20 protein-coding genes are annotated in these 20,221 nt (G+C 38.7%); all 20 read right to left on the bottom strand.

Annotated elements, in window-relative coordinates:
• Positions 1–1,310 precede the first annotated feature (1,310 nt).
• Complete coding sequence (locus EXZ60_RS16870) at positions 1,311–1,790, bottom strand: hypothetical protein (protein ID WP_208123603.1); 480 nt, start codon at positions 1,788–1,790, stop codon at positions 1,311–1,313.
• Positions 1,791–1,923: 133 nt separating this feature from the next.
• On the bottom strand, positions 1,924–2,394 hold the full coding sequence (locus EXZ60_RS16860; protein ID WP_140164246.1) for a GNAT family N-acetyltransferase: 471 nt from the start codon (positions 2,392–2,394) through the stop codon (positions 1,924–1,926).
• A 1,238-nt stretch (positions 2,395–3,632) separates the two neighbouring features.
• Entirely contained in the window at positions 3,633–3,980 is a 348-nt protein-coding gene (locus EXZ60_RS16850) for a DUF3024 domain-containing protein (RefSeq protein WP_017042813.1), read from the bottom strand.
• Positions 3,981–4,177: 197 nt separating this feature from the next.
• Positions 4,178–4,801, bottom strand: a complete 624-nt coding sequence (locus tag EXZ60_RS16840; protein ID WP_085609367.1) for a hypothetical protein — start codon at positions 4,799–4,801, stop codon at positions 4,178–4,180.
• A gap of 124 nt (positions 4,802–4,925) precedes the next feature.
• Positions 4,926–6,029, bottom strand: a complete 1,104-nt coding sequence (locus EXZ60_RS16830) for a hypothetical protein (RefSeq protein ID WP_277436015.1) — start codon at positions 6,027–6,029, stop codon at positions 4,926–4,928.
• Positions 6,030–6,187: 158 nt separating this feature from the next.
• Complete coding sequence (locus EXZ60_RS16825; protein WP_019283456.1) at positions 6,188–6,709, bottom strand: hypothetical protein; 522 nt, start codon at positions 6,707–6,709, stop codon at positions 6,188–6,190.
• Between the two features lie 136 nt (positions 6,710–6,845).
• The gene (locus EXZ60_RS16820; protein ID WP_274683926.1) at positions 6,846–7,274 is read right to left on the bottom strand and encodes a hypothetical protein; all 429 of its coding nucleotides are present in this window, start codon (positions 7,272–7,274) and stop codon (positions 6,846–6,848) included.
• Positions 7,275–7,409: 135 nt separating this feature from the next.
• Entirely contained in the window at positions 7,410–7,883 is a 474-nt protein-coding gene (locus EXZ60_RS16810; RefSeq protein ID WP_277436014.1) for a hypothetical protein, read from the bottom strand.
• Positions 7,884–8,036: 153 nt separating this feature from the next.
• Entirely contained in the window at positions 8,037–8,471 is a 435-nt protein-coding gene (locus EXZ60_RS16805) for a GNAT family N-acetyltransferase (protein WP_038940215.1), read from the bottom strand.
• A 105-nt stretch (positions 8,472–8,576) separates the two neighbouring features.
• Positions 8,577–9,278 carry a TIR domain-containing protein gene (locus tag EXZ60_RS16800; RefSeq protein ID WP_277436013.1) on the bottom strand — a complete coding sequence of 234 codons (702 nt, stop codon included), beginning with the start codon at positions 9,276–9,278 and terminating at the stop codon, positions 8,577–8,579.
• A complete protein-coding gene (locus tag EXZ60_RS16795) occupies positions 9,279–9,680 on the bottom strand; it encodes a hypothetical protein (RefSeq protein ID WP_277436012.1) in 402 nt (133 codons plus the stop codon).
• 223 nt (positions 9,681–9,903) lie between these two features.
• The gene (locus tag EXZ60_RS16785; protein ID WP_277436011.1) at positions 9,904–10,416 is read right to left on the bottom strand and encodes a GNAT family N-acetyltransferase; all 513 of its coding nucleotides are present in this window, start codon (positions 10,414–10,416) and stop codon (positions 9,904–9,906) included.
• A gap of 143 nt (positions 10,417–10,559) precedes the next feature.
• Entirely contained in the window at positions 10,560–11,597 is a 1,038-nt protein-coding gene (locus EXZ60_RS16780; protein WP_115340105.1) for a DUF4917 family protein, read from the bottom strand.
• A gap of 617 nt (positions 11,598–12,214) precedes the next feature.
• The gene (locus tag EXZ60_RS16775; protein WP_088733345.1) at positions 12,215–12,640 is read right to left on the bottom strand and encodes a hypothetical protein; all 426 of its coding nucleotides are present in this window, start codon (positions 12,638–12,640) and stop codon (positions 12,215–12,217) included.
• Between the two features lie 235 nt (positions 12,641–12,875).
• Positions 12,876–13,484 carry a hypothetical protein gene (locus EXZ60_RS16765; protein ID WP_277436009.1) on the bottom strand — a complete coding sequence of 203 codons (609 nt, stop codon included), beginning with the start codon at positions 13,482–13,484 and terminating at the stop codon, positions 12,876–12,878.
• A gap of 133 nt (positions 13,485–13,617) precedes the next feature.
• A complete protein-coding gene (locus EXZ60_RS16755) occupies positions 13,618–14,262 on the bottom strand; it encodes a Cthe_2314 family HEPN domain-containing protein (RefSeq protein WP_277436007.1) in 645 nt (214 codons plus the stop codon).
• Between the two features lie 1,657 nt (positions 14,263–15,919).
• Positions 15,920–16,735: a hypothetical protein gene (locus tag EXZ60_RS16745; protein ID WP_025580477.1), complete on the bottom strand. Its 816-nt coding sequence runs from the start codon at positions 16,733–16,735 to the stop codon at positions 15,920–15,922.
• A gap of 658 nt (positions 16,736–17,393) precedes the next feature.
• Positions 17,394–17,801, bottom strand: coding sequence for a hypothetical protein (locus tag EXZ60_RS16740; protein ID WP_194664305.1), 408 nt, complete (start codon positions 17,799–17,801; stop codon positions 17,394–17,396).
• Between the two features lie 176 nt (positions 17,802–17,977).
• Positions 17,978–18,541 carry a hypothetical protein gene (locus EXZ60_RS16730; protein WP_170889253.1) on the bottom strand — a complete coding sequence of 188 codons (564 nt, stop codon included), beginning with the start codon at positions 18,539–18,541 and terminating at the stop codon, positions 17,978–17,980.
• Positions 18,534–19,997 carry an AAA family ATPase gene (locus EXZ60_RS16725; RefSeq protein ID WP_277436006.1) on the bottom strand — a complete coding sequence of 488 codons (1,464 nt, stop codon included), beginning with the start codon at positions 19,995–19,997 and terminating at the stop codon, positions 18,534–18,536. Before EXZ60_RS16725 ends, EXZ60_RS16730 begins: the two co-directional genes overlap by 8 nt.
• Positions 19,998–20,221: the final 224 nt, after the last annotated feature.

Genomic DNA, 20,221 nt, shown 5'->3' with positions numbered 1-20,221 from the left:
GGATTTGATACATTTTTAATTGGGATTGTCATCGAGTTCTTCAGCAAGTTTAATCGCAGAATAGTACTCCAATTTAAACCAATTTACCGACATTAATGATGAACTCAACTTGATAGCCATAACGCCCAATTAAGTGGTGAACAACGCACTGACCAAGCCACCGCATTGCACCGTAAAACACTTTACTCAACGCATAGTAAAACTGCCACGCGTTGAGAATCCACTTGAATTGCTTGTTATGTGAATTTTACCGTGAATTCAAAGTAAACCACCGTAGAAATGAAGAGATTTTAATAAGTTACGTGCAAAAACGATGCTTACCAAAACCTAAATTTCACAGCGTTCTTAGCCAAAGAGAGCCACTTGCAGAATCAACAACAAAGAAAGCGCCCTTTCAGCCACAACCAAACCTTTTGCTTCACCAGACTTTCAGAGCTGAACTTCAGCAAGAGAGTCAGTCAAAAAGACATTTCAATTGAAGCGATTTGAAACTGGCGAAACTCAACACAAGCCAGATCCAAAACTTAATTGAGGCAATCCAAGAACCTTGAAAACGATCAATCTCAAGTTGTTCAAGAATCCATTTCGACTAAGCCAACTTGCCGAAAACACGGAACAATTCTCAATGAAATCGTAGCTTTGACCTTAAAAACTCATCCAACACATAACGCCCGGCTAAGGGGTTGACAACGCATAGCCGAACTCAAAAAACACACCGTAAACACTGAGCTTCAATTTTGTACTAAAGTCGCCAAGCGTTGACAATCCCTCTTGAGCCGTTTGTTATGCAAATTCAATGAGATAATAAACTGAATTTACACGACCAAAAGCCACCATTGCAATGGTTGAGTGATTCAAGAATCAACCCAAGCAAGAACTGTGATAAATAAGCCGCCAAAACAAAGTCCACCTTTCAGCAACAAACCAAGCTTTTGAATCAGGAAAACTTAACGAGCGAAACCTTCAGCAAAAGCAAAATGCTCGATTAACTTGCCATTTCCACACTTTGCGCGCTCTAAATTGGCAACAAACCAGCGCTAAAGCTGATTGAGGCAAACAAAGAAACTTGCCTGTTTTACGGCTTGAGTAAACCACGAATTTTAGGGTAAAAATGCTCATTTGCCGACAACACAAAACGAATGGCCGGAGAAATCCCACAAGATTGAACCCCTAATTTTACCTAAGTTGCATAACGCCCAATTAAGGGGTGAACAACGCCTCCACCCAAACTTAAAAAATTGTGCCATAAACACTAAAGTTGAATTAGAAGCAAAAATACCGAGCGTTGTGAATCCCTCTTAAATTGCTTGTTAGTTGCGGTCTAAACCAAGGGGAAAAGTTACGACTTTATCTTCGAAAGCATGCCTAAAATTGAACTGCCCTAGGAGACCAGAGCCATTGTTAATCAATTTAAGGAACATAGAACCATGTGAGTACATTTTTTTATCTTTACTGCGGCAAGACAGGTTCAAATATCCTTCCCAATATTGCCCCTCTAACTTATATTCTACGTTAAACTTCCTATTTTCAGACACAAAAGTGAACTGCATCGAGCCTTCGACTTTATGAGCATTCTGAACTAGTACGACCGAGTACGTCGACTTAGTAACATCTGGCTCATTAAACTCATACTCAGCAAACCAGCTACCGGATATATCAGCCCCTTGATACTTAAAGTCCTGGTACCATGGAAGCAAAACCTTTAGCCAAAACTCTTTGACAACAAATATAAACATTGCTGTCAGAACACCTGAAAGCACGCCAAATATTATTGATTCGTGTATGTTCATTATAACTCCATAGCAACTAACGCCCAATTAAGTAGTGAGCAACGCAATACAAAAGCCACGGCATTGCGCCTTAAGCACAAAACCCACTGCAAACCAAAACTGCCACGCGTTGCGAATCTGCTTGAATTGCTTGTTATACGAATTTTTCCGCCAGTTCCCTTGTCATAAAGTAACTATGTGGATCAACTTCATAATCAGCGAACGGTTCGCAATATGTGAACCCAAATTTCTCATAAAGGCTTCGAGCTGGTTGGAAAAATTCCTGAGTGCCTGTTTCCAAACTAACTTTCTGATAACCATTATCGATGGCTGTATTCAAAGCATGAGTTAACAGCTTGGTAGCAACACCTGACTTTCGGGATGAACTAGAAGTTCTCATTGATTTCAACTCAATATGACGGGGAGTGAGTTGCTTAATAGCGAGACAACCTTGCAATTCACCGTTAACCCAGCCACTGAAAAATGTAATATCTGGTGCCTTAAGTGCATCAACATCTAGAGCATGAGCACTTTCAGGAGGAGAAGTTGCATACATATCAGCCAAGTGCTCTTCGAGCAATTTGATGACTTCATCCCCCGATAAATCGTCTATTTTGATTTCCATATTCCGAACTTTCCTTATTCGTATAACGCCCAATTAAGTGGTGAACAACGCACTGGCCAAGCCGCTGCATTGCACCGTAAAACACTTTACCTAACGCATAGTAAAACTGCCACGCGTTGAGAATCCACTTGAATTGCTTGTTATGTGAATTTTACCGTGAATTCAAAGTAAACCACCGTACAAATGAAGAGATTTTAATAAGTTACGTTCAAAATGATGCTGACCAAAACCTAAATTTCACAGCGATCTTAGCCGAAGAAAGCCACTTACAGAATCAACAACAAAGAAAGCGCACTTTCAGCAACCGCTAAACCTTTTGCGTCACCAGACTTTCAGAACTGAATTTCAACAAGTGGATCAGTCAAAAAGACATTTCAATTGAAGCGATTTGAAACTGACTAAACTCAACACAAACCAGATCCAAAACTCCATTGAGGCAACCCAAGAACCTTGAAAATGATCAATCTCAGATTGTTCAAGGATCCATTTCGACCAAGCCAACTTGCCGAAAACACGGAACGAATTCTCAATGAAATCGTAGATTTAACCTCAAAAACTCATCCAACACATAACGCCGCATTAAGTGGTGAGCGACGCTAAACACCAATGCCTCGACAAACCACTTAAAACGCAAAAACTGAATTTACACTAAAACCGCCAAGCGTTGCGAATCCGTCTTAAATGCTTTGTTATGCAAATTCAATAAGATAAACCAGAAGTTACACTAAATCTGATTAAGAGAACAATCAAAATATTGGTTAAGTGAACCAAGAATCAGCCAAAGCCTGAACCGTGATAAATAAGCCACCAAAACAAAGTCCACCTTTCAGCGACAAACCAAGCTTTTGAATGAGAAAAACTCACAGAGCAAGACTTTCAGCAAATGCGAAATGATCGATTAACTTGCCCTTTCCACACTTTGCACCCGCAAAACTGACAACGCGCCAACGCTAAAACCAATTGAGGCAAACAAAGAAATTTGCCTGTTTTACGGTTTGAGTTAACCAAGAATTTGAGGGTAAAAATGCTCATTTGCCGACAACACAAAACGAATAGCCGGAGAAATCCCAAAAGATTGAACTCCTAAATTTACCTGAGTTGCATAACGCCCGCTTAAGGGGCAGACAACGCTACTACCAAGTTTCCGCATAACACCGCAATCACACAAACCAACGCATAGTAAAAATGCCCCGCGTTGGCTGTCCCTCTTGAAGCGTTTGTTATGTACCTGGTTGGTTCTATCCCCAGAAACACCCATAAGTATCGTCTTCTAGTATTTCCAAGAAAGCTTCTAGAAGTTGAATCTCTGGGATTGGCTCATACGAATGCCATTTTTGGTCGGATTTCATCCAGTAAATTTTCCACGCGTCACGCGACTTATAATATTTGACTTTGGCTACTGGGCACTCCATTTTTTCGGATGGATCATTCCACTTAGGACGTATCTCGAAGATTTCGATGACCTGCCCCTCTAACCGATACCCAATATCAAGTTGATTGCGGATCTCTTCTGGCGGTCGACAAGAATCAAGGTACTTCTCCACTGCCTTTCTGTAACGCTGTTGCTCAATTTCTGAAAATGCCATATCTATCACCTAACCCTTTAATTAAGCTAAGTTTACGACCTAATTTCATACGTTGGCTAGGTTAATTTTCGAGAAAGTACATAACGCCCGCTTAAGTGGTGAGCAACGCAATACGGTGTTTCCGCACACCACCTTAATCACCAAAATCAACGCATGGTAAAAATGCCACGCGTTGCGAATCCGTCTTAAAGCGTTTGTTAGCTTACCGATGAAACAGGCACATACAATACATGAAAATAGCTAACAACCATGTATAAAGCTAAGATCAAACTACTTGTTACTACCGAAATTACCACTACTTTAATGTTGGTAATGCGCTTTATAGTTAGTCGCGAATAACTATTACGAATCTTGTTAAACGCGGAAAAGCTAACATACAAAATAGGAAGAGAGAAAAGCCAGCAAAAGAATAAAAAGTTACCATTAACATTACTGTTTGTACTCTTACCAAAACATGCAAGATGCTCAAAAAACGACTCTTTTTCACACCGCATGTAAACGATAGCCCACTCCAATATTGGAGAAAAAGATATTACTATTAGCAATGAAAAAACAACGGAAAAAGCTAAACGTTCTTGCCTATTTCTCGTGCAGTCCCAAGAATACACAATGACAATTACCATTAATGAAACTCCAATAGCGGAACTAATTAACGAAAATTGACCACTACCGGCTAAAATGGAAACACTTGCAGCGATAGCTGCGCCAGCTAAAGCTGCTACATCATTATTTTTTTGTTTTCTATGCATGAAGCTTATAAAGAAAGTAAAAGGTGCGGAATTTTGAGCTAACTCATACTGTAAATCTAGCATTTTTCGCATGGTAAGCTAACGCCCGGTTAAGGGGCAGCCAACGCCATTACCAAGCTTCCGCATAACACCGTAACCACAAAAACCAACGCATGATAAAAATGCCGCGCGTTGGCTGTCCCTCTTGAACCGTTTGTTAGGCACGCTCTTCCGCACCTGCATCACCTTTACTTTTAGATACCTCTCCACACTGAATAATCGTGTACGCTAAAGGCCAATGAATTTGTTCAAAGTATGAATCTGAGCTCATTGATTGTTCTAGTTTTGGTAAAAAACTATCTAACCATTCATGATACGCCCAGTTGTTGTTTCTCAATACCGATAGAATTTTAAATCTAACATCTACCTCTAACCTAATGTCATATGCAGATACTTCATTGAATTTTTCACCCAAGAAATATTCTGGAAATCCACTAGGTAACGAATGATTGCATTCAGAGGACTCTACTTTAATTGACAGAACAAAGTTATCTGTTTCGATGATAATTTGGTTTTCTTTGCCGCGGCTTACATTTGATTTCTTCGGAAGCACCAGATCAAAGTTATGATAAATGACACCATTTGGGCCAAACGCAGCCACTACCTTTCCGTGCGAACTTTTATGGTCTTGAAAGTGAGCCCTATCTGACATTGGCTTTGTAAATAATTCCATAAATCGGTTAGACAACAAGATATCAGGGACGTCATCTCTATTTAATTCACTAAGCATTGAACTTGGATATTGCGGTTTATTGAAGTAATCCGTTAGATGTGTCGATAGCTTATCTATAACATAGTATTCTGTCGCTTCTTCAAGTAATTTGCATGATGTACTACGTTTATAAGTGGCCTTGTTACTCTTCATATCGAACTTAAAGCCACTGCCCATAGGCCCTTTATCCCACTGGGTTTTTAGGGCTGCATTTTCTTCAAATGCTCCCTTTAAATAACGTCGTAGATCTTCATGGTAATCATATCTAGGAACGTTAACCACCTTGTTTTCAGAGTTAGAAATTAAAACAAATGACCTAATACGTAGTTGAGCATAACCAGAATTTCCGAGGTTTCTCGATAAAGCATACATTGAGGCAATCAATGTTGCGATTGCTCCCCAAAAAATAAGCTCTGACTTTGCCTGATTAACTGAATAGATATGTGTTGCCACTATTCCGACACAAACACCTATAAAGATTGCAGCTACGATTACTTCCAAGAATGCAGACCTGCTATTTGTTATTTTTTGTACAACTCTACTGCTCATATTTCCTCAATAATTGTCTTTTCGTACAAGTGCCTAACGCCCGGCTAAGGGGTTGACAACGCACCGCCGGACTCAAAAAACACACCGTAAACACTGAACTTCAATTTTGCACTAAAACCGCCACGCGTTGGCAATCCCTCTTGAGCCGTTTGTTATGTTTAATTTTCAGCCAATGATAACTTTCCTGTTTTTTGATCTCTGATTAGTTCATTGCTGTCCAAAAGCATTTTGGTTACTTCAACTACCACTCTTGGAGAATAACCAGTAACTACAGTCAGTGTTCCACAAGAGTCATAACCTTGGGCTACAGCTGACAATATATGCTCCTTTTCAATTTTATATATATTTTTCTGAATAGCCTGATTTAACCTAAATTCTAAACTTTTCGAATCACCACCTTCAATATTTTCATTATTTATCACTTCTGATACGGCTTCCCTAATTTTTAATGTTGTTAAAAACATACCTTCATCTTTATAGTCGCTTGGGGCATAAAGAACGTATGGTTTGAAAAATAAAACAATAAAAAATGCCACAACAATTAAAATGGGAAAGAACATAACGAAATAGATGAAAATAGCTTGCATTTCTTGAGGTAAATTTATTAGTGCTACTGTTGCAAAACACTCCGCTACACCAGAGAAAATAGCGATTATTGTCAATGGATTACTAACCTTCATTCTTACCTCTTAAACATAACGCCCAATTAAGGGGTGAACAACGCCTTCACTCAAACCTAAACCATTGTGCCATAAACACTAAATTTGAAGTAGAAGCAAAAATGCCAAGCGTTGAGAATCCCTCTTAAATTGATTGTTATGCGTATTCTTCACTGTCGAACGGAGAATCACACCATGGCCAAAGGTAGTCATTTGGAATTTCAGTTGACGCTGAAAAAACTTCACATGCCAAACCAGCAAACTGTCGATATGGCAAGTCAAAGAACATTTGTTTTTTGCTAATTTCTTCAAACATCAAAGCCGCTGACATACATTCTTGGTAGGCAGCTAAAGCAATATAAACTCGATAGCCTGACTCAAAGCGTTTTTGCTTTTTCCGTTGAGAGGGCGTAGATGATACATATTCCTTAACCAACGCAACGTGCGAACGTTTAAATTTAACCCAATTATCAATTCCTAGCTTTTTAATCTCAACCTCAAGGAAACTACGCTCAGAGTCACTAAAGTCATCAACTATTTCTTCGGCGATACCTTTCATTTCTTCGACATATCTGACTAAATCCACTGATACCTCCAATACGCATAACGCCCTGTTAAGGTGTGAGCAACGCAATACCGATGTCGCCGCATACCACCTTAAACACCAAACGTTACGCATAGTAAAAATGCCACGCGTTGCGAATCACTCTTAAACAGTTTGTTAGCTTTGCTCTGTCTGGGGTTGTGTATTTTTAAACTCTCGCATACGAATATAGGCATGACGCTCAGCAATTTTGTCAGACAAGTAGATAACTCGCTTAGTGAGTTCTTTCAGTTCTTCTTCAGATATAGGGTTATCGTGCTTTAGTGAATGAAGAATATATTTTGATTCGCTCTCACCATCAGTAGTAGGTTCTCTGCAATCTAAAGCAAAGGAGCCGTGAGCAACCAAGTTGCGAACATTGCAATGTTCAAGCGCCTCCAATAGTAACTCTTTTAGGTACTTTAATTCTTCATCTTGGGTATCTAAACTATTCGCTAATTTTCTTAACCTATCCGCAAGAGGGAATTTTTTCCAATTTTCTGTTATTTCTTCTTTTAAAATATCAATACGAATAAGATTAGTCATCCAATCAATTTCGTTCATTGATATCATTAGGTGGCCAATATGTAATGCCCAAATATTTTTATTCATCCTGTCTCCTTACTGTAAAGCTAACGCCGCGTTAAGGGGTGCAGGCACGCAATACAAAAACTACTGCAAAGCACCGTAACCACTGAACCCAACGCATACTAAAAATACCACGCGTGCCAAATCCCTCTTAAACGCTTTGTTATACGCCGTGCGCTAGACGTTGCTATTGCTCGAACTGTTGAATGAATACATTCGAACTTCATCCCTAGCGAACCAGCCTAGCCTTTCATAAAACTGTTGGGCATTTACATTGTCGTTATACACAAATAAATGAGTTTTCGGGATACCAATTTTAGCTAGCGAACTTATTGCTCTGTCAACTAACTCACGACCTAGTTTTCGTCCCCGAAAATTCGGCGATACTGCCAAATGTTGCAAATAACCTCTACGCCCATCAGTACCAACCAGCACCGCACCAACTATTTCGTTATTAATTTCGGCAACAAAACTTAACTCCGGATTGCGCTTCAAATAGATTGCGATACTTTCTTTTGAGTCAGCATCTCTGATACTCATACCTTCAGTTTGCACCCAAAGGGCTATCACTTCGTCATAGTCCGCGATTTCCATCTCACGAATTTTTACCACTTTACTCTCCTTGCGTATAACGCCGCATTAAGGTGTGAGCAGCGCTTGGCTATACTTGAGCGAAGCGAGAATGCCAAGCGTTGCGAATCACTCTTAAATGCTTTGTTATCTGCCGAAAATATTAGTCAGAGGGATATTTTTAGTAATATTGTAATCGTCAATGTTATCTTTTATATGAACTGCTATGTCCAAGTAGAAATTAATATCACGTAAAAAATCTGACCACTTAACAGCTTTGATATATGAGTACTCGCCAAGATAGACTGAGCCGCCAGTGTGATTAGTACAACTATTAAATGTAGGTTTTTTTATGTTGAACATATTCTCCTGCATGATCTTGAACAAGAAATCAGTTTTCAATGTTCTACATTTGCACGTTGCGCACGTTCCCTCTTCGATAAAGTACTCATAAGAGTTATTTTCGTCAGGTAATACAACAGCTAATATTGCGTTAGCTTTGCTTCTACGCCCATTTCTCGTATGTTCTTTTAGTGAATAGGATATCTCCCAAGGAATCCATTGATCTGATTCATGTTTAAGGAATGCTTTCATTCCTTTGGAAACCATGACGATAGTAATACTACTATCAAATATTTTGTCTCTTAGTTTTGAGGCAATAGTACTTTCTTTGAAATCACTAAGGTCTTCACCGTCAGCTTCGCCTTTGTTTATATGATCTCCTGCGTCCAAGTACTTCTGAAGTTCATCAACATAATGCCTAACCGTCGTAGTGCTCCACCAGTCATTGGTAAGCGACTTAACTTGGTCATCCGCATACTTATAGGAAACAAATATCTTCCTTCCCATTTAGCCTCCAATTAAAAACATAACGAACAATGTAACCAAAATAGTGATTCCGTAAAACGGAATCAGTGTTTTCGAAAATACACCAGCCAACCAAGAGTTTTTACCATCACTAAAGCCGGATGCATTCATAGAAAAGTCGATTTCGGATTCGCCTTTAATGCGCACTTCGTTGTACAGGTCTCGGTATTGACGCTCTTGTGATAGAAAAAAGCCATCGATTAACCAAAATACTGGGATAACTATATACGTGATCAGTACGTACTGAATGTTCGCATCTTTCGCAGCCAAAGCGAATAATGCAGACACGAGGGTTATAGTCCAGCCCTTAATCAGAAATGAGTTTGAGTTCATCCGTGTGATTACATTTTGGATAAACTCTAGATGCTTTAGTTTACAATCCATAACCACGCCCTCCATATGAAACTAGGGTAATTATATCAGTATCAAAACTCCAAAGCATAGGTGAAATTGTTTGGTTAGGCAGATAACGCCCGCTTAAGGGGCAGCCAACGCTACTACCAACTTACCGCATAACACCGTAATCACAAAAACCAACGCATAGTAAAAATGCCGCGCGTTGGCTGTCCCTCTTGAAGCGTTTGTTATGTGAATTTTTCCAGCGCGCTCAATACACACAACCATTAAATTCAATGACTTGGTCGCTTAAAGCATGACTGCCATTGTAAGACTTAACCATACCTCCACGGTAGACAAACTGATTCCAATTTTTCCGCTCCACGTCGAAGTAATGGATAGGCAAAACTAACTCCAAATACCCTGAGCTTCGATAAACATCTGGGTCATAAGCGAAGAGAAAAGAATGAGTTACGCCAAAAGATACTAAGCATCGATCGAGTTCTTTCACGATGACTTTAGCCAAGCCCAAACCACGCTTACTTGGTGTAATGGCAATACCACCAATTATGCCCCCTTTGAAGCTTATTGAGCCCTGCTTCATTAAACGACTATAAGCAAAACCAGTAGCGATAATCTGATTATCGTCTTCAATGAGAATTGCACAAACGAACTCACGATTGAAAATGAACATGGAATCTTGGCCAAAAACGGAGTTTAGATGAGCATTAAGTTCAGCTTCGTAAGCCCCAATCTGACCACTTTTGACAACTGATATTTTCAAGGTTGACTCCATTCACATAACGCCCAATTAAGGTGTGAGCCACGCTGGCGCGACACTCAATTTGAACACAGTAAACACTTAACTAAACCCAAACAAAAAATGCCAAGCGTGGCGAATCACTCTTAAATTGTTTGTTATATTTTTTATGCCCACACGTTCGCAGTTGCAGCGTCAAATAGAGTTACTTTGCACTTAAACTTATCTTTAATTCTTTCGATATGCTTTCTGTCATCCTCACTGTATACGCCAATATAAACGCTAAAAAGTTTGTTACCAGAACGTCTGCCTTGTTTTGCTGCGATGTTTATAGCATCAATTATATGGTAATCATACTTACCAAAGTTAAATCCGAAGGTGACTAACGATCCTTGAATTTCACACAATGAATCATAGCAGAATGTTAAATATCGGTTATGAAGGATATGCTCAAGTTTTTCTTCACCATTACCCGAAGCTACAAATACAGGATAGTGACCATGATCTATCCTGCGTTTGATGTTTTCAAGCAAGTACTTTGTACCAGTGTATTCTTCTTTAAGAATATGCACACCTTCATCAAAGATAGGTAATGCTCCATGGAGATAATAAATATTTTGATTGCTTTTATTATTGCCCCACCTAAGCTCCGAGTATTCAGGTTCATCGTCATAACCACCATCATCCTCACGGTCTCGTCCAAAACCATCTATTGCATTTTTAGCACCTTTCCGCATAAGAACCCAATAAAGCAATAAGTCATAGTTAGTACTGAATACTGAACCATCATTATTGGTGAAAAATGATAGGAACTCGGAGCATTTATCTATTTGGGATTCTTGCAACTTAAAAACATGCTCAGGGTGTAATGATTCAACTGCATCAATTAAGCTTTCTTTTAACCGTTCACTAGCGGTTTCAACTTTGTCTAACAAGTCCTTATCTGAACCAAATGCCTCTATAAGCTCACAGAAATTGTCGAGTTGCTGCATCACCAACTCGAAGTTCTTAGTTTTCACTATGTCAAAAAGCGAAGTTATCAATGGGTCTTCTTGTTTTTCAATAAATTGATGCAATGCGTTGTAAGAAAAAATTTTGTGGTTATAAGCCATACTAAAGCCATTGCCCAGCAGTAAATGAGCTGTTCGTTCTTTTTTTCTTAAGTATTCTTTAACTTCATTATATGTTTTTAGTTTACTACCCATCCTGACCTCTCAATAAAAATATAACGCCCGGCTAAGGGGTTGACAACGCATCGCCAAACTCAAAAAACACACTGTAAACACTAAACTTCAATTTTGCACTAAAGTCGCCATGCGTTGGCAATCCCTCTTGAGCCGTTTGTTAGGCCAACCGATTGACACCGACACTTTCACAACCAAAGAACGAGCTTTTTTGTAAACTTGAAACAAACTAACCGATTCATTTATAAACCAAAATGCTGAATCAGCAAAGAAACCAAAAAACTCAAATTGAGCGGTTTGGAAGAAAAGTGACGAGCGTAGCATGCTCGGCGGACGTTTGGATGCTGAAGGTTATTTTGCCGCTAAACTCACAGCGCTAAACAACCCAACACGATCAAGAAACAACAAATATGTGATGACGATTTATTGCTTAACTTAAGCCAGAAAACATGGAATTTACTGCTCAATTTCAACTAGATTTAGCTGATAAAAACTCACTTTGCCTAACGCCCGCCTAAGGGGCTGGCAACGCATAACACTAAACTCAAACACAACAACCATAACCACCGCGGCTCATTGGGACTGGAAACACCACGCGTTGACAGTCCCTCTTGAGGCGTTTGTTAGCACACACTTGGCTACATAACGCACTCTTTCGCCGTTTTAGCTTGTGCCACACCTTTTCCGATAATTGCTAACACTTGATCGTTCTTTACTGACGATACGATTTTATCTAGCAAGTTTTCCGCCGTTGCCTCCGAAGAAACGTCAACTAAACAGCTGTAGGAATTAGAAATTTTATCAGTGGCGGCAACAACTGCTTGATGGTCAGTAAAGTCGGTATTGATCAACGAATCTATCGATTGAGTAAACTCTTGAGCCTTTTGAGTCGCATCACCAAGAACATCAAGATTAAGATCTTTCAAATTTAGTGAATCCGCTTTCTGCTGCAAGTTATCAACGGCTTTATTTGCTGCTGCTTGAGCCTCATCAATCGCTTTAGTTGCATCATCACAACCCACTAAAGCAACAAGCATAGTCAGTACCATTAACGATTTTTTCATTTTTCAGCCTCTCAAATAAAGTTTACGTCTCGATACTAAACCAAGGCAAAAGGCCATTGAACAGAAATACCGTAACAGAATACAAGCGCCGGCTTATGATATGTGTGTGCTAACGCCGCATTAAGTGGTGAACAACGCGACCACCCAACCTTAAACCTTGCCACATTCAGCACTAAAGCTGACCCAAACTGAAATTGCCAAGCGTTGAGAATCCGCCTTAAATGCTTTGTTATGTTCAATCTTCAGTAGTTTGTAGATCTAATTTCAGTTCTGTCACTTTTGAAGCAAAAAATGAATTCAAACGGTCAACAGAATTAAACTCTTGGAGAGTGAGCTCAAACGACAAAGTTGTAGCCAAACGAATGTAACCTATACTCTCATTAATTTTAGAATATGCATCTTGTCCTTGATTAGGGCTATAAAATGGACTTTTCTGTGATTGTTTCTGTCTTTGCTCCTGTATGATCAGCTGATTTTGCTGAATCATAATCTGGTGCGACGTTATAAACTGTTCGAGAAACCGCAATAATGTTTGCTTATGATTATTTATCAACGTCGCTTCATGAGACTGAGTAGCAACTTCAAGTTGAATTGCTTGGCTTTCACTTAGAGAGTTGAACTCGATCTGCTGAACTCTCAAACTCGCGAGCAATGCTACAAGAGCACAAAACGACAGCACTGGAGTGGTCAAACCACCAACATAAGAGCCAAAATTAGCCCAATCACTTGAATTAGCTGATAAGTTTCCATTAAACATATAGAAGTAGACAGCTAAGACACAAACCATAGCTACAACAGCAAATGTTACCGAAACATAAATTATCGCTTTAACCAGAAGTTTCAATTTTTCTCCTTGAACATAACGCCCAATTAAGGTGTGAGGCACGTAACACTGGTACTGCCGCAAACCACCTTAATCACTAAATCCAACGCATAGTAAAAATGCCACGCGTGCCGAATCACTCTTAAATTGTTTGTTATGTTTTCAGTTTGCACTGCACGATACCTTGAAGACTGTTCAACAACGCTTTTACTCGATGAAACAGTTTGCTGAAAACTGAATTAAACTCTTGGGTCACCCCCACAAGGCTAGATTGCCAACGATCTCGAAGATCACTAGAAACTTCAAAATTAAGAACTGGATCATCTGCAATATTCGTATAAATGAGTTCTAGATTTGAATATGACGCTTCATGGGCAATTTTGTTTCTAAGACTTTTAAACTCTGAGATTTCCATAGATATTGTAGAAAAAGCGCCCTTCAATTCTTTATGAGGCTCAATCAATTGTTCAAATGTTGACTTGCCCTTATGTGAAGCGACTTTCAACGAGTCACTACCTAACACGGTAGCCGCGAGTAACTTAGCTCGCTCTTCCACTGTTGTTAGCCTACTGATGAAGTTTTCAGAATGATATGTGAAGAGTTCTTGGTAAGAGTACTCTTTAAATTTGAGATCGGGTGTAGATAAATATCCTACTGCAATTTTCAAACCCACTAACGCAGATTCTAACTCATGTATCCGCTCCAACACTTTGGTTGGGTATGAGTCAATAGAACCCTCTTTAAAACTAGATGCATAGGCATGTGAGAGAGTCCTTTTTAACTTGTGCCCAGAAAACATATAAGCCTCCATATTGCCCCGAAAACATAACGCCCGGCTAAGGGGTTGACAACGCACCGCCGGACTCAAAAAACACACTGTAAACACTGAACTGCAATTTTGCACTAAAGTCGCCACGCGTTGGCAATCCCTCTTGAGCCGTTTGTTATGCAAATTCAATGAGATAAACCGAATTTATACGATCAAAAGCCACGATTGCAATGGTTGAGTGATTCAAGAACCAACCGAAGCCAGAGCCGTGATAAATAAGCCGCCAAAACAAAGTCCACCTTTCAGCAACAAACCAAGCTTTTGAATCAGGAAAACTTAACGAGCGAAACCTTCAGCAAGTGCAAAATGCTCGATAAACTTGCCCTTTCTACACTTTGCGCCCACTGAATTTACAACGCGCCAGCGCTAAAACTGATTGAGGCAAACAAAGAACCTTGCCTGTTTTACGGTTTAAGTTAACCACGAATTTGAGGGTAAAAATGTCATTTGCCGACAACACAAAACGAATGGCCGGAGAAATCCCAAAAGATTGAACTCCTAAATTTACCTGAGTTGCATAACGCCCGGCTAAGGGGTTGACGACGCACCGCCGAACTCAAAAAAAAACACTGTAAACACTGAACTGCAATTTTGCACTAAAGTCGCCAAGCGTTGGCAATCCCTCTTGAGCCGTTTGTTAGGCCAACCGATTGACAATGATACTTTCAAAAACAAAGAACAGGCTTTTTTGCAAACTTAAAACTAACTAACCGATTCATTTATAAACCAAAATTCTGAATCAGCAAAGAAACCAAAAAAACTCAAATTGAGCGATTTGGAAGAAAAGTGACGAGCGTAGCATGCTCGGCGGACGTTTGGATGCTGAAGGTTATTTTGCCGATGAATTCACAGCGATAAACAACCCAACGCGATCAAGAAACAGCAAATATGTGATGATTATTTATTGCTTAAGTTAAGCCACAAAACATGGAATTTACTGCTCAATTTCAACTCGATTTAGCTGATAAAAACTCACCTTGCCTAACGCCCGGCTAAGGGGTTGACAACGCACCGCCGAACTCAAAAAACACACTGTAAACTCTGAACTGCAATTTTGCACTAAAACCGCCACGCGTTGGCAATCCCTCTTGAGCCGTTTGTTATGCAAATTCAATGAGATAAAAAAAATTTACACGACCAAAAGCCACAATTGCAATGGTTGAGTGATTCAAGAATCAACCCAAGCAAGAACTGTGATAAATGAGCCGCCAAAACAAAGTCCACCTTTCAACAACAAACCAAGCTTTTGAATTAGACAAACTCACCGAGCAAGACTTTCAGCAAGTACGAAATGATCGAATAACTTGCTCTTTCCACACTTTGCGCACGCTAAATTGACAACAAACCAGCACTAAAACTGATTGAGGCAAACCAAGAACCTTGCTTGTTTTACGGTTTGAGTTAGCCAAGAGTTTGAAGGTAAAAAAGCCCATTTGCCGACAACACAAAACGAATAGCCGGAGAAATCCCAAAAGATTGAACCCCTAAATTTACCTGAGTTGCATAACGCCCTGTTAAGGTGTGAGCAACGCAATACCGATGCCGCCGCATACAACCTTAAACACTAAACGCAACGCATAGTGAAAATGCCACGCGTTGCGAATCACTCTTAAACAGTTTGTTAAACTTATTTACTCTCATCTGTAACTTTTAGTTGCTCTGAATACTTAATGATTTCAGTAGCTTCTTTTAAGCGCTCTTCACTAATGCCTTTACCTGACAGAAAGTTTTGAATTTCTGAGAGTAACAACTGCTCGATTTCTTCTAATAAATAGAATGCACCCGTAATTTCATATTTTTCGATAAACTCTTTTTGGTGAGGTAAAACTTTTGAAACTAGTTTTACGAGCTCTTCAGACTTAGTCATTTTCTTGTCCAACCCAAGCTCAAACATCTTTGCGAGAACAACGTAATGCAAAACTATAGACTGGTATGCGGAAAAATATGCCCATATTGGCTCAGATACAAAAGGTCTGAGGGATGTAGAATTTACCCCTCCAAGGGTTTGTAGGTCTACATTTTGTCCAATCATTTTGAAAAATTCTTGAAGGTTTGTATCCCTAGCTATCGTTTTGGAAACTTCATCAATGTTAATCCGTGACATCATTGTTGAAACTACTTTTGCGGGAGACAGTGCGACAAAAGATTTCCATAAGTTATCCACTGCATCCAACTGTTTTTCAAACAACAGCGATTTCTGATGGGCTAAACCAGATAAAGCCGAGTCACGGATAGCTGCGACTTGAAGGTCTCGTTTTTGTAACTCAGCCTGAAAACGTTGCTCCGATTCTTTATGATTAGCTTTAATCGCCTCAAGCTTCACATCGTATTCATGCTTAACTGAATTAGTAAGCCGAGTGACAATTAAGTTTTTGCTAAGAAAGGCTACAACTCCAAGTCCCCCTGATGTAACAAGAGATGGAATCCAATCAATAATATCCATACTACCTCTAAATAAGTTTAACGCCCGGCTAAGGGGTTGACAACGCACCGCCGAACTTAAAAAACACACTGTAAACACTGAATTTCAATTTTGCACTAAAGTCGCCAAGCGTTGGCAATCCCTCTTGAGCCGTTTGTTATGCAAATTCAATGAGATAAACTGACTTTACTCGATCAAAAACCACAATTGCAATGGTTAAGTAATTCAAGAACCAACCCAAGCAAGAGCCGTGATAAATAAGCCGCAAAAACAAAGCCCACCGTTCAACAACAAACAAAGCTTTTGAATGAGACAAACTCAACAAGCAAGACTTTCAGTAAATGCGAAATGATCGAATAACTTGCCCTTTCCACACTTTGCGCCCACAAGATTCACAACACGCCAACGCTAAAACTGATTGAGGCAAACAAAGAACTTTGCCTGTTTTACGGTTTGAGTAAACCACGAATTTGAGGGTAAAAATGCTCATTTGCCGACAACACAAAACGAATGGCCGGAGAAATCCCAAAAGATTGAACCCCTAAATTTACCTGAGTTGCATAACGCCCGGCTAAGGGGTTGACAACGCATCACCGAACTCAAAAAACACACTGTAAACACTGAACTTCAATTTTGCACTAAAGTCGCCAAGCGTTGGCAATCCCTCTTGAGCCGTTTGTTATGTGATTTTTCGTTTTAACTCCATTTCTTGCTCTTTGAACAAAACGTAATCACTAGGTTTTCTACTCTTCGCCGCTGTAAACCATTGAACCCCAGTTTCATCTAAGTGATTAAACTCTAAACGAAATTCATACTTATTACTGCTAACAAAACCCAAAAATGCACCGAATACAAATGCTACCAATGGCAAAAAGGATGCATACGCTAATCCATATTCCTGATGCTCTGATGGGATAAAGATAAAAAGTAAACTCGATGAAATTGCACCCAACAGAAACATTCTCATAAGATAGTCTTTGAACGTCAGAACTTTCACTTCAACACCAACAATTCGACTTAAATCATAAGCATCTGAATTTACTTTCAATTGATTATCTAATTGCTGAATTATCACTGAATTAGCCACTAAATTCTCCTTTATGTAGCTGAATTTACAAGATCACATAACGCCCTGTTAAGGTGTGAGCAACGCAATACCGAAGCTTCCGCATACCACCTTACACACAAAACGCACCGCATAGCAAAAATGCCAAGCGTTGCGAATCACTCTTAAACAGTTTGTTAGTTTTCTAAGCTATTTATCTAACATATTTCAGCATTATTAAACATTACGTTAAGCATTCCGACCCTTCCTTTATACCTAAATGGAGGAATCATCATTAACTTTTCAATAATAGTATTTTTTATTCTCTTTTCGTAATCCTCATCGCTTATAGACTTATTCATAAACGAGAACCGATTACAAACCAACCACAAATTCAAATCAGTTATCTTAACGTCATCTCGATCAAATTCAGATTTGAATCGTTCGAGCATAAAATCGTCAATAGTGGTATTAAACTTAGATCTTATATTAATATTACACAACCTACTAAGTTTTTTTACATCTTTAAGCTCTATTAGATAAATTGCGAACTTTCTATCTCCTCTATTAATAACTAACAAATTATCAATCGAAGGGGGAGTATTCCCCAAACCAAGACCATTGTAATATTCATCAACAGCCAAGTTTATTATTTTTTCATCATTTAGACCACCATTATCCAAATAAAAACTTGAGTCTAAATTGACACATGCGTTATTTTCTTTAACTTCATTTTTACAGATTGCTCTTAAATCATCATTACTATAGATCGCTTCAATCACAAGCATACTCCTTGCCATTGAACTTAGAAATGATTTCCATCTTTTCATCGAACAGAGCAGAAGTTGCATCATTAAAGTTATTATCTTCAACGCCCAATTCATTGACTTCTAACTGATGCAATACTGAACCTGTTTTTGTAGACTTGAAAACTCCAGAGCTTACCCGATTGACTGATAAAGTGTCAGACATTATAAGATTATTAACTTTATTGAAAATATAGTTACTATGGGATGTAATAACCAACTTAACATTTTGGTTTACTAACTTAGAAAATATTTCTGTTAATAACAATTGTATTTCTGGATGTAAGTGCGCCTCTGGCTCTTCAATCATTATAAGATTACAAGCAGGTCTAACTTTTGAGTTTACTTTCCTCCTTGTACGTTTCGCATTTTCTGTAAGCACATACCTCAGGTATGAAACTATAGGTGCCAACTCTGAGACCATCGATGATGTTGATGAAAGTTCGAGCTTAAGGTTTGTTTCTATTGGATAGAACATCAACTGTTTTGTTTGGGAATTAAATTCTACACGCCCTTTCAGAATTTTTTCTTCGATTTCTTTTGCAATTTTGTTTATTTCTTTATCTTCAAAAGATTTCTTTTGCACTCGAATATCTGAAAGTCGAATAAAATAATCACTTACTGGCTCAGAAATCCCTGGCAACTCAATCTTTTTAGATAGAAACGAACGGTTTTTGGAAAGCTCTGCAATTATTTGACCAAAAGCGCTTAAGGCTTGATATAACCCTGACCTACTCGCAGGAAGATAGTGAACACTATTTATAATTGAGCTAAAACCATTAATAAAACCTATAACAAACCTAAAGAAAATAAAATGTATATATGCGTTTCTAAATTCGTTTTCTTTTCCTTCACAATAATATAGAGTGTATTTATTTCCATTAAAGTTCGGATCTCTATTTTGCTTTATATTTTTTAAGCAAAATCCTTTATCTATATTAAATTTCTTTATTTCAAATCTTTCTTCGTTTATGACAATTTCAAAACTCATACCATCATACTCAATATTTATCGATGGAATTTCATTTGAATATCGATTTCTCAAATTATCCAAAGAAGTAAAGGTATTTGCAAAAGAGTTTTTTAACCGTTGTAAGAAGATCGCCTCAAAAGTCTTTTTTACATCTTTTAAAACGTAGTTCTTAATATCAACTTCTTCTCTTGGTTTTAGTTTTTTAGCCAATGCTGACAGTTCTTCTGTAGTTTCTTCGATTTCGTCTGGACTTAACGTATCGTCAAACAAAAACTGATGCCTAAAGCCAAAAGGGTTTGAATGTGAAGACATTTCGAGAAAGGATTTTACGATCAAGTAAACAGCTGTGATCGCATAAGATTTACCGATATTGTTTTTACCAACTAACAAATGGAAATCTTTATTCAAATCAATGCTAAAGTCTCTAACGGGACCAAAATTTTTAATTGTAATGTTCACTTATTAACCAACTCAAACTAACGCAGATATTAAACTTGAAGTATACAATGTAGCTGATATGCATTCTAGCGCAATAATCACAATATGTGATAGAAAACTAACGCCCAATTAAGTGGTGAACAACGCACTGACCAAGTCGCTGCATTGCACCGTAAAACACTTTACCTGACGCATAGTAAAACTGCCACGCGTTGAGAATCCACTTGAATTGATTGTTATGTGAA

It is taken from the genome of Vibrio sp. 1151_11 (genome assembly GCF_029478525.1).
GTDB classification, from domain to species: Bacteria; Pseudomonadota; Gammaproteobacteria; order Enterobacterales; family Vibrionaceae; genus Vibrio; species Vibrio anguillarum.
Note: the sequence above shows the minus strand (reverse complement) of the source record. Positions and strands in the feature narration are given on the sequence as shown.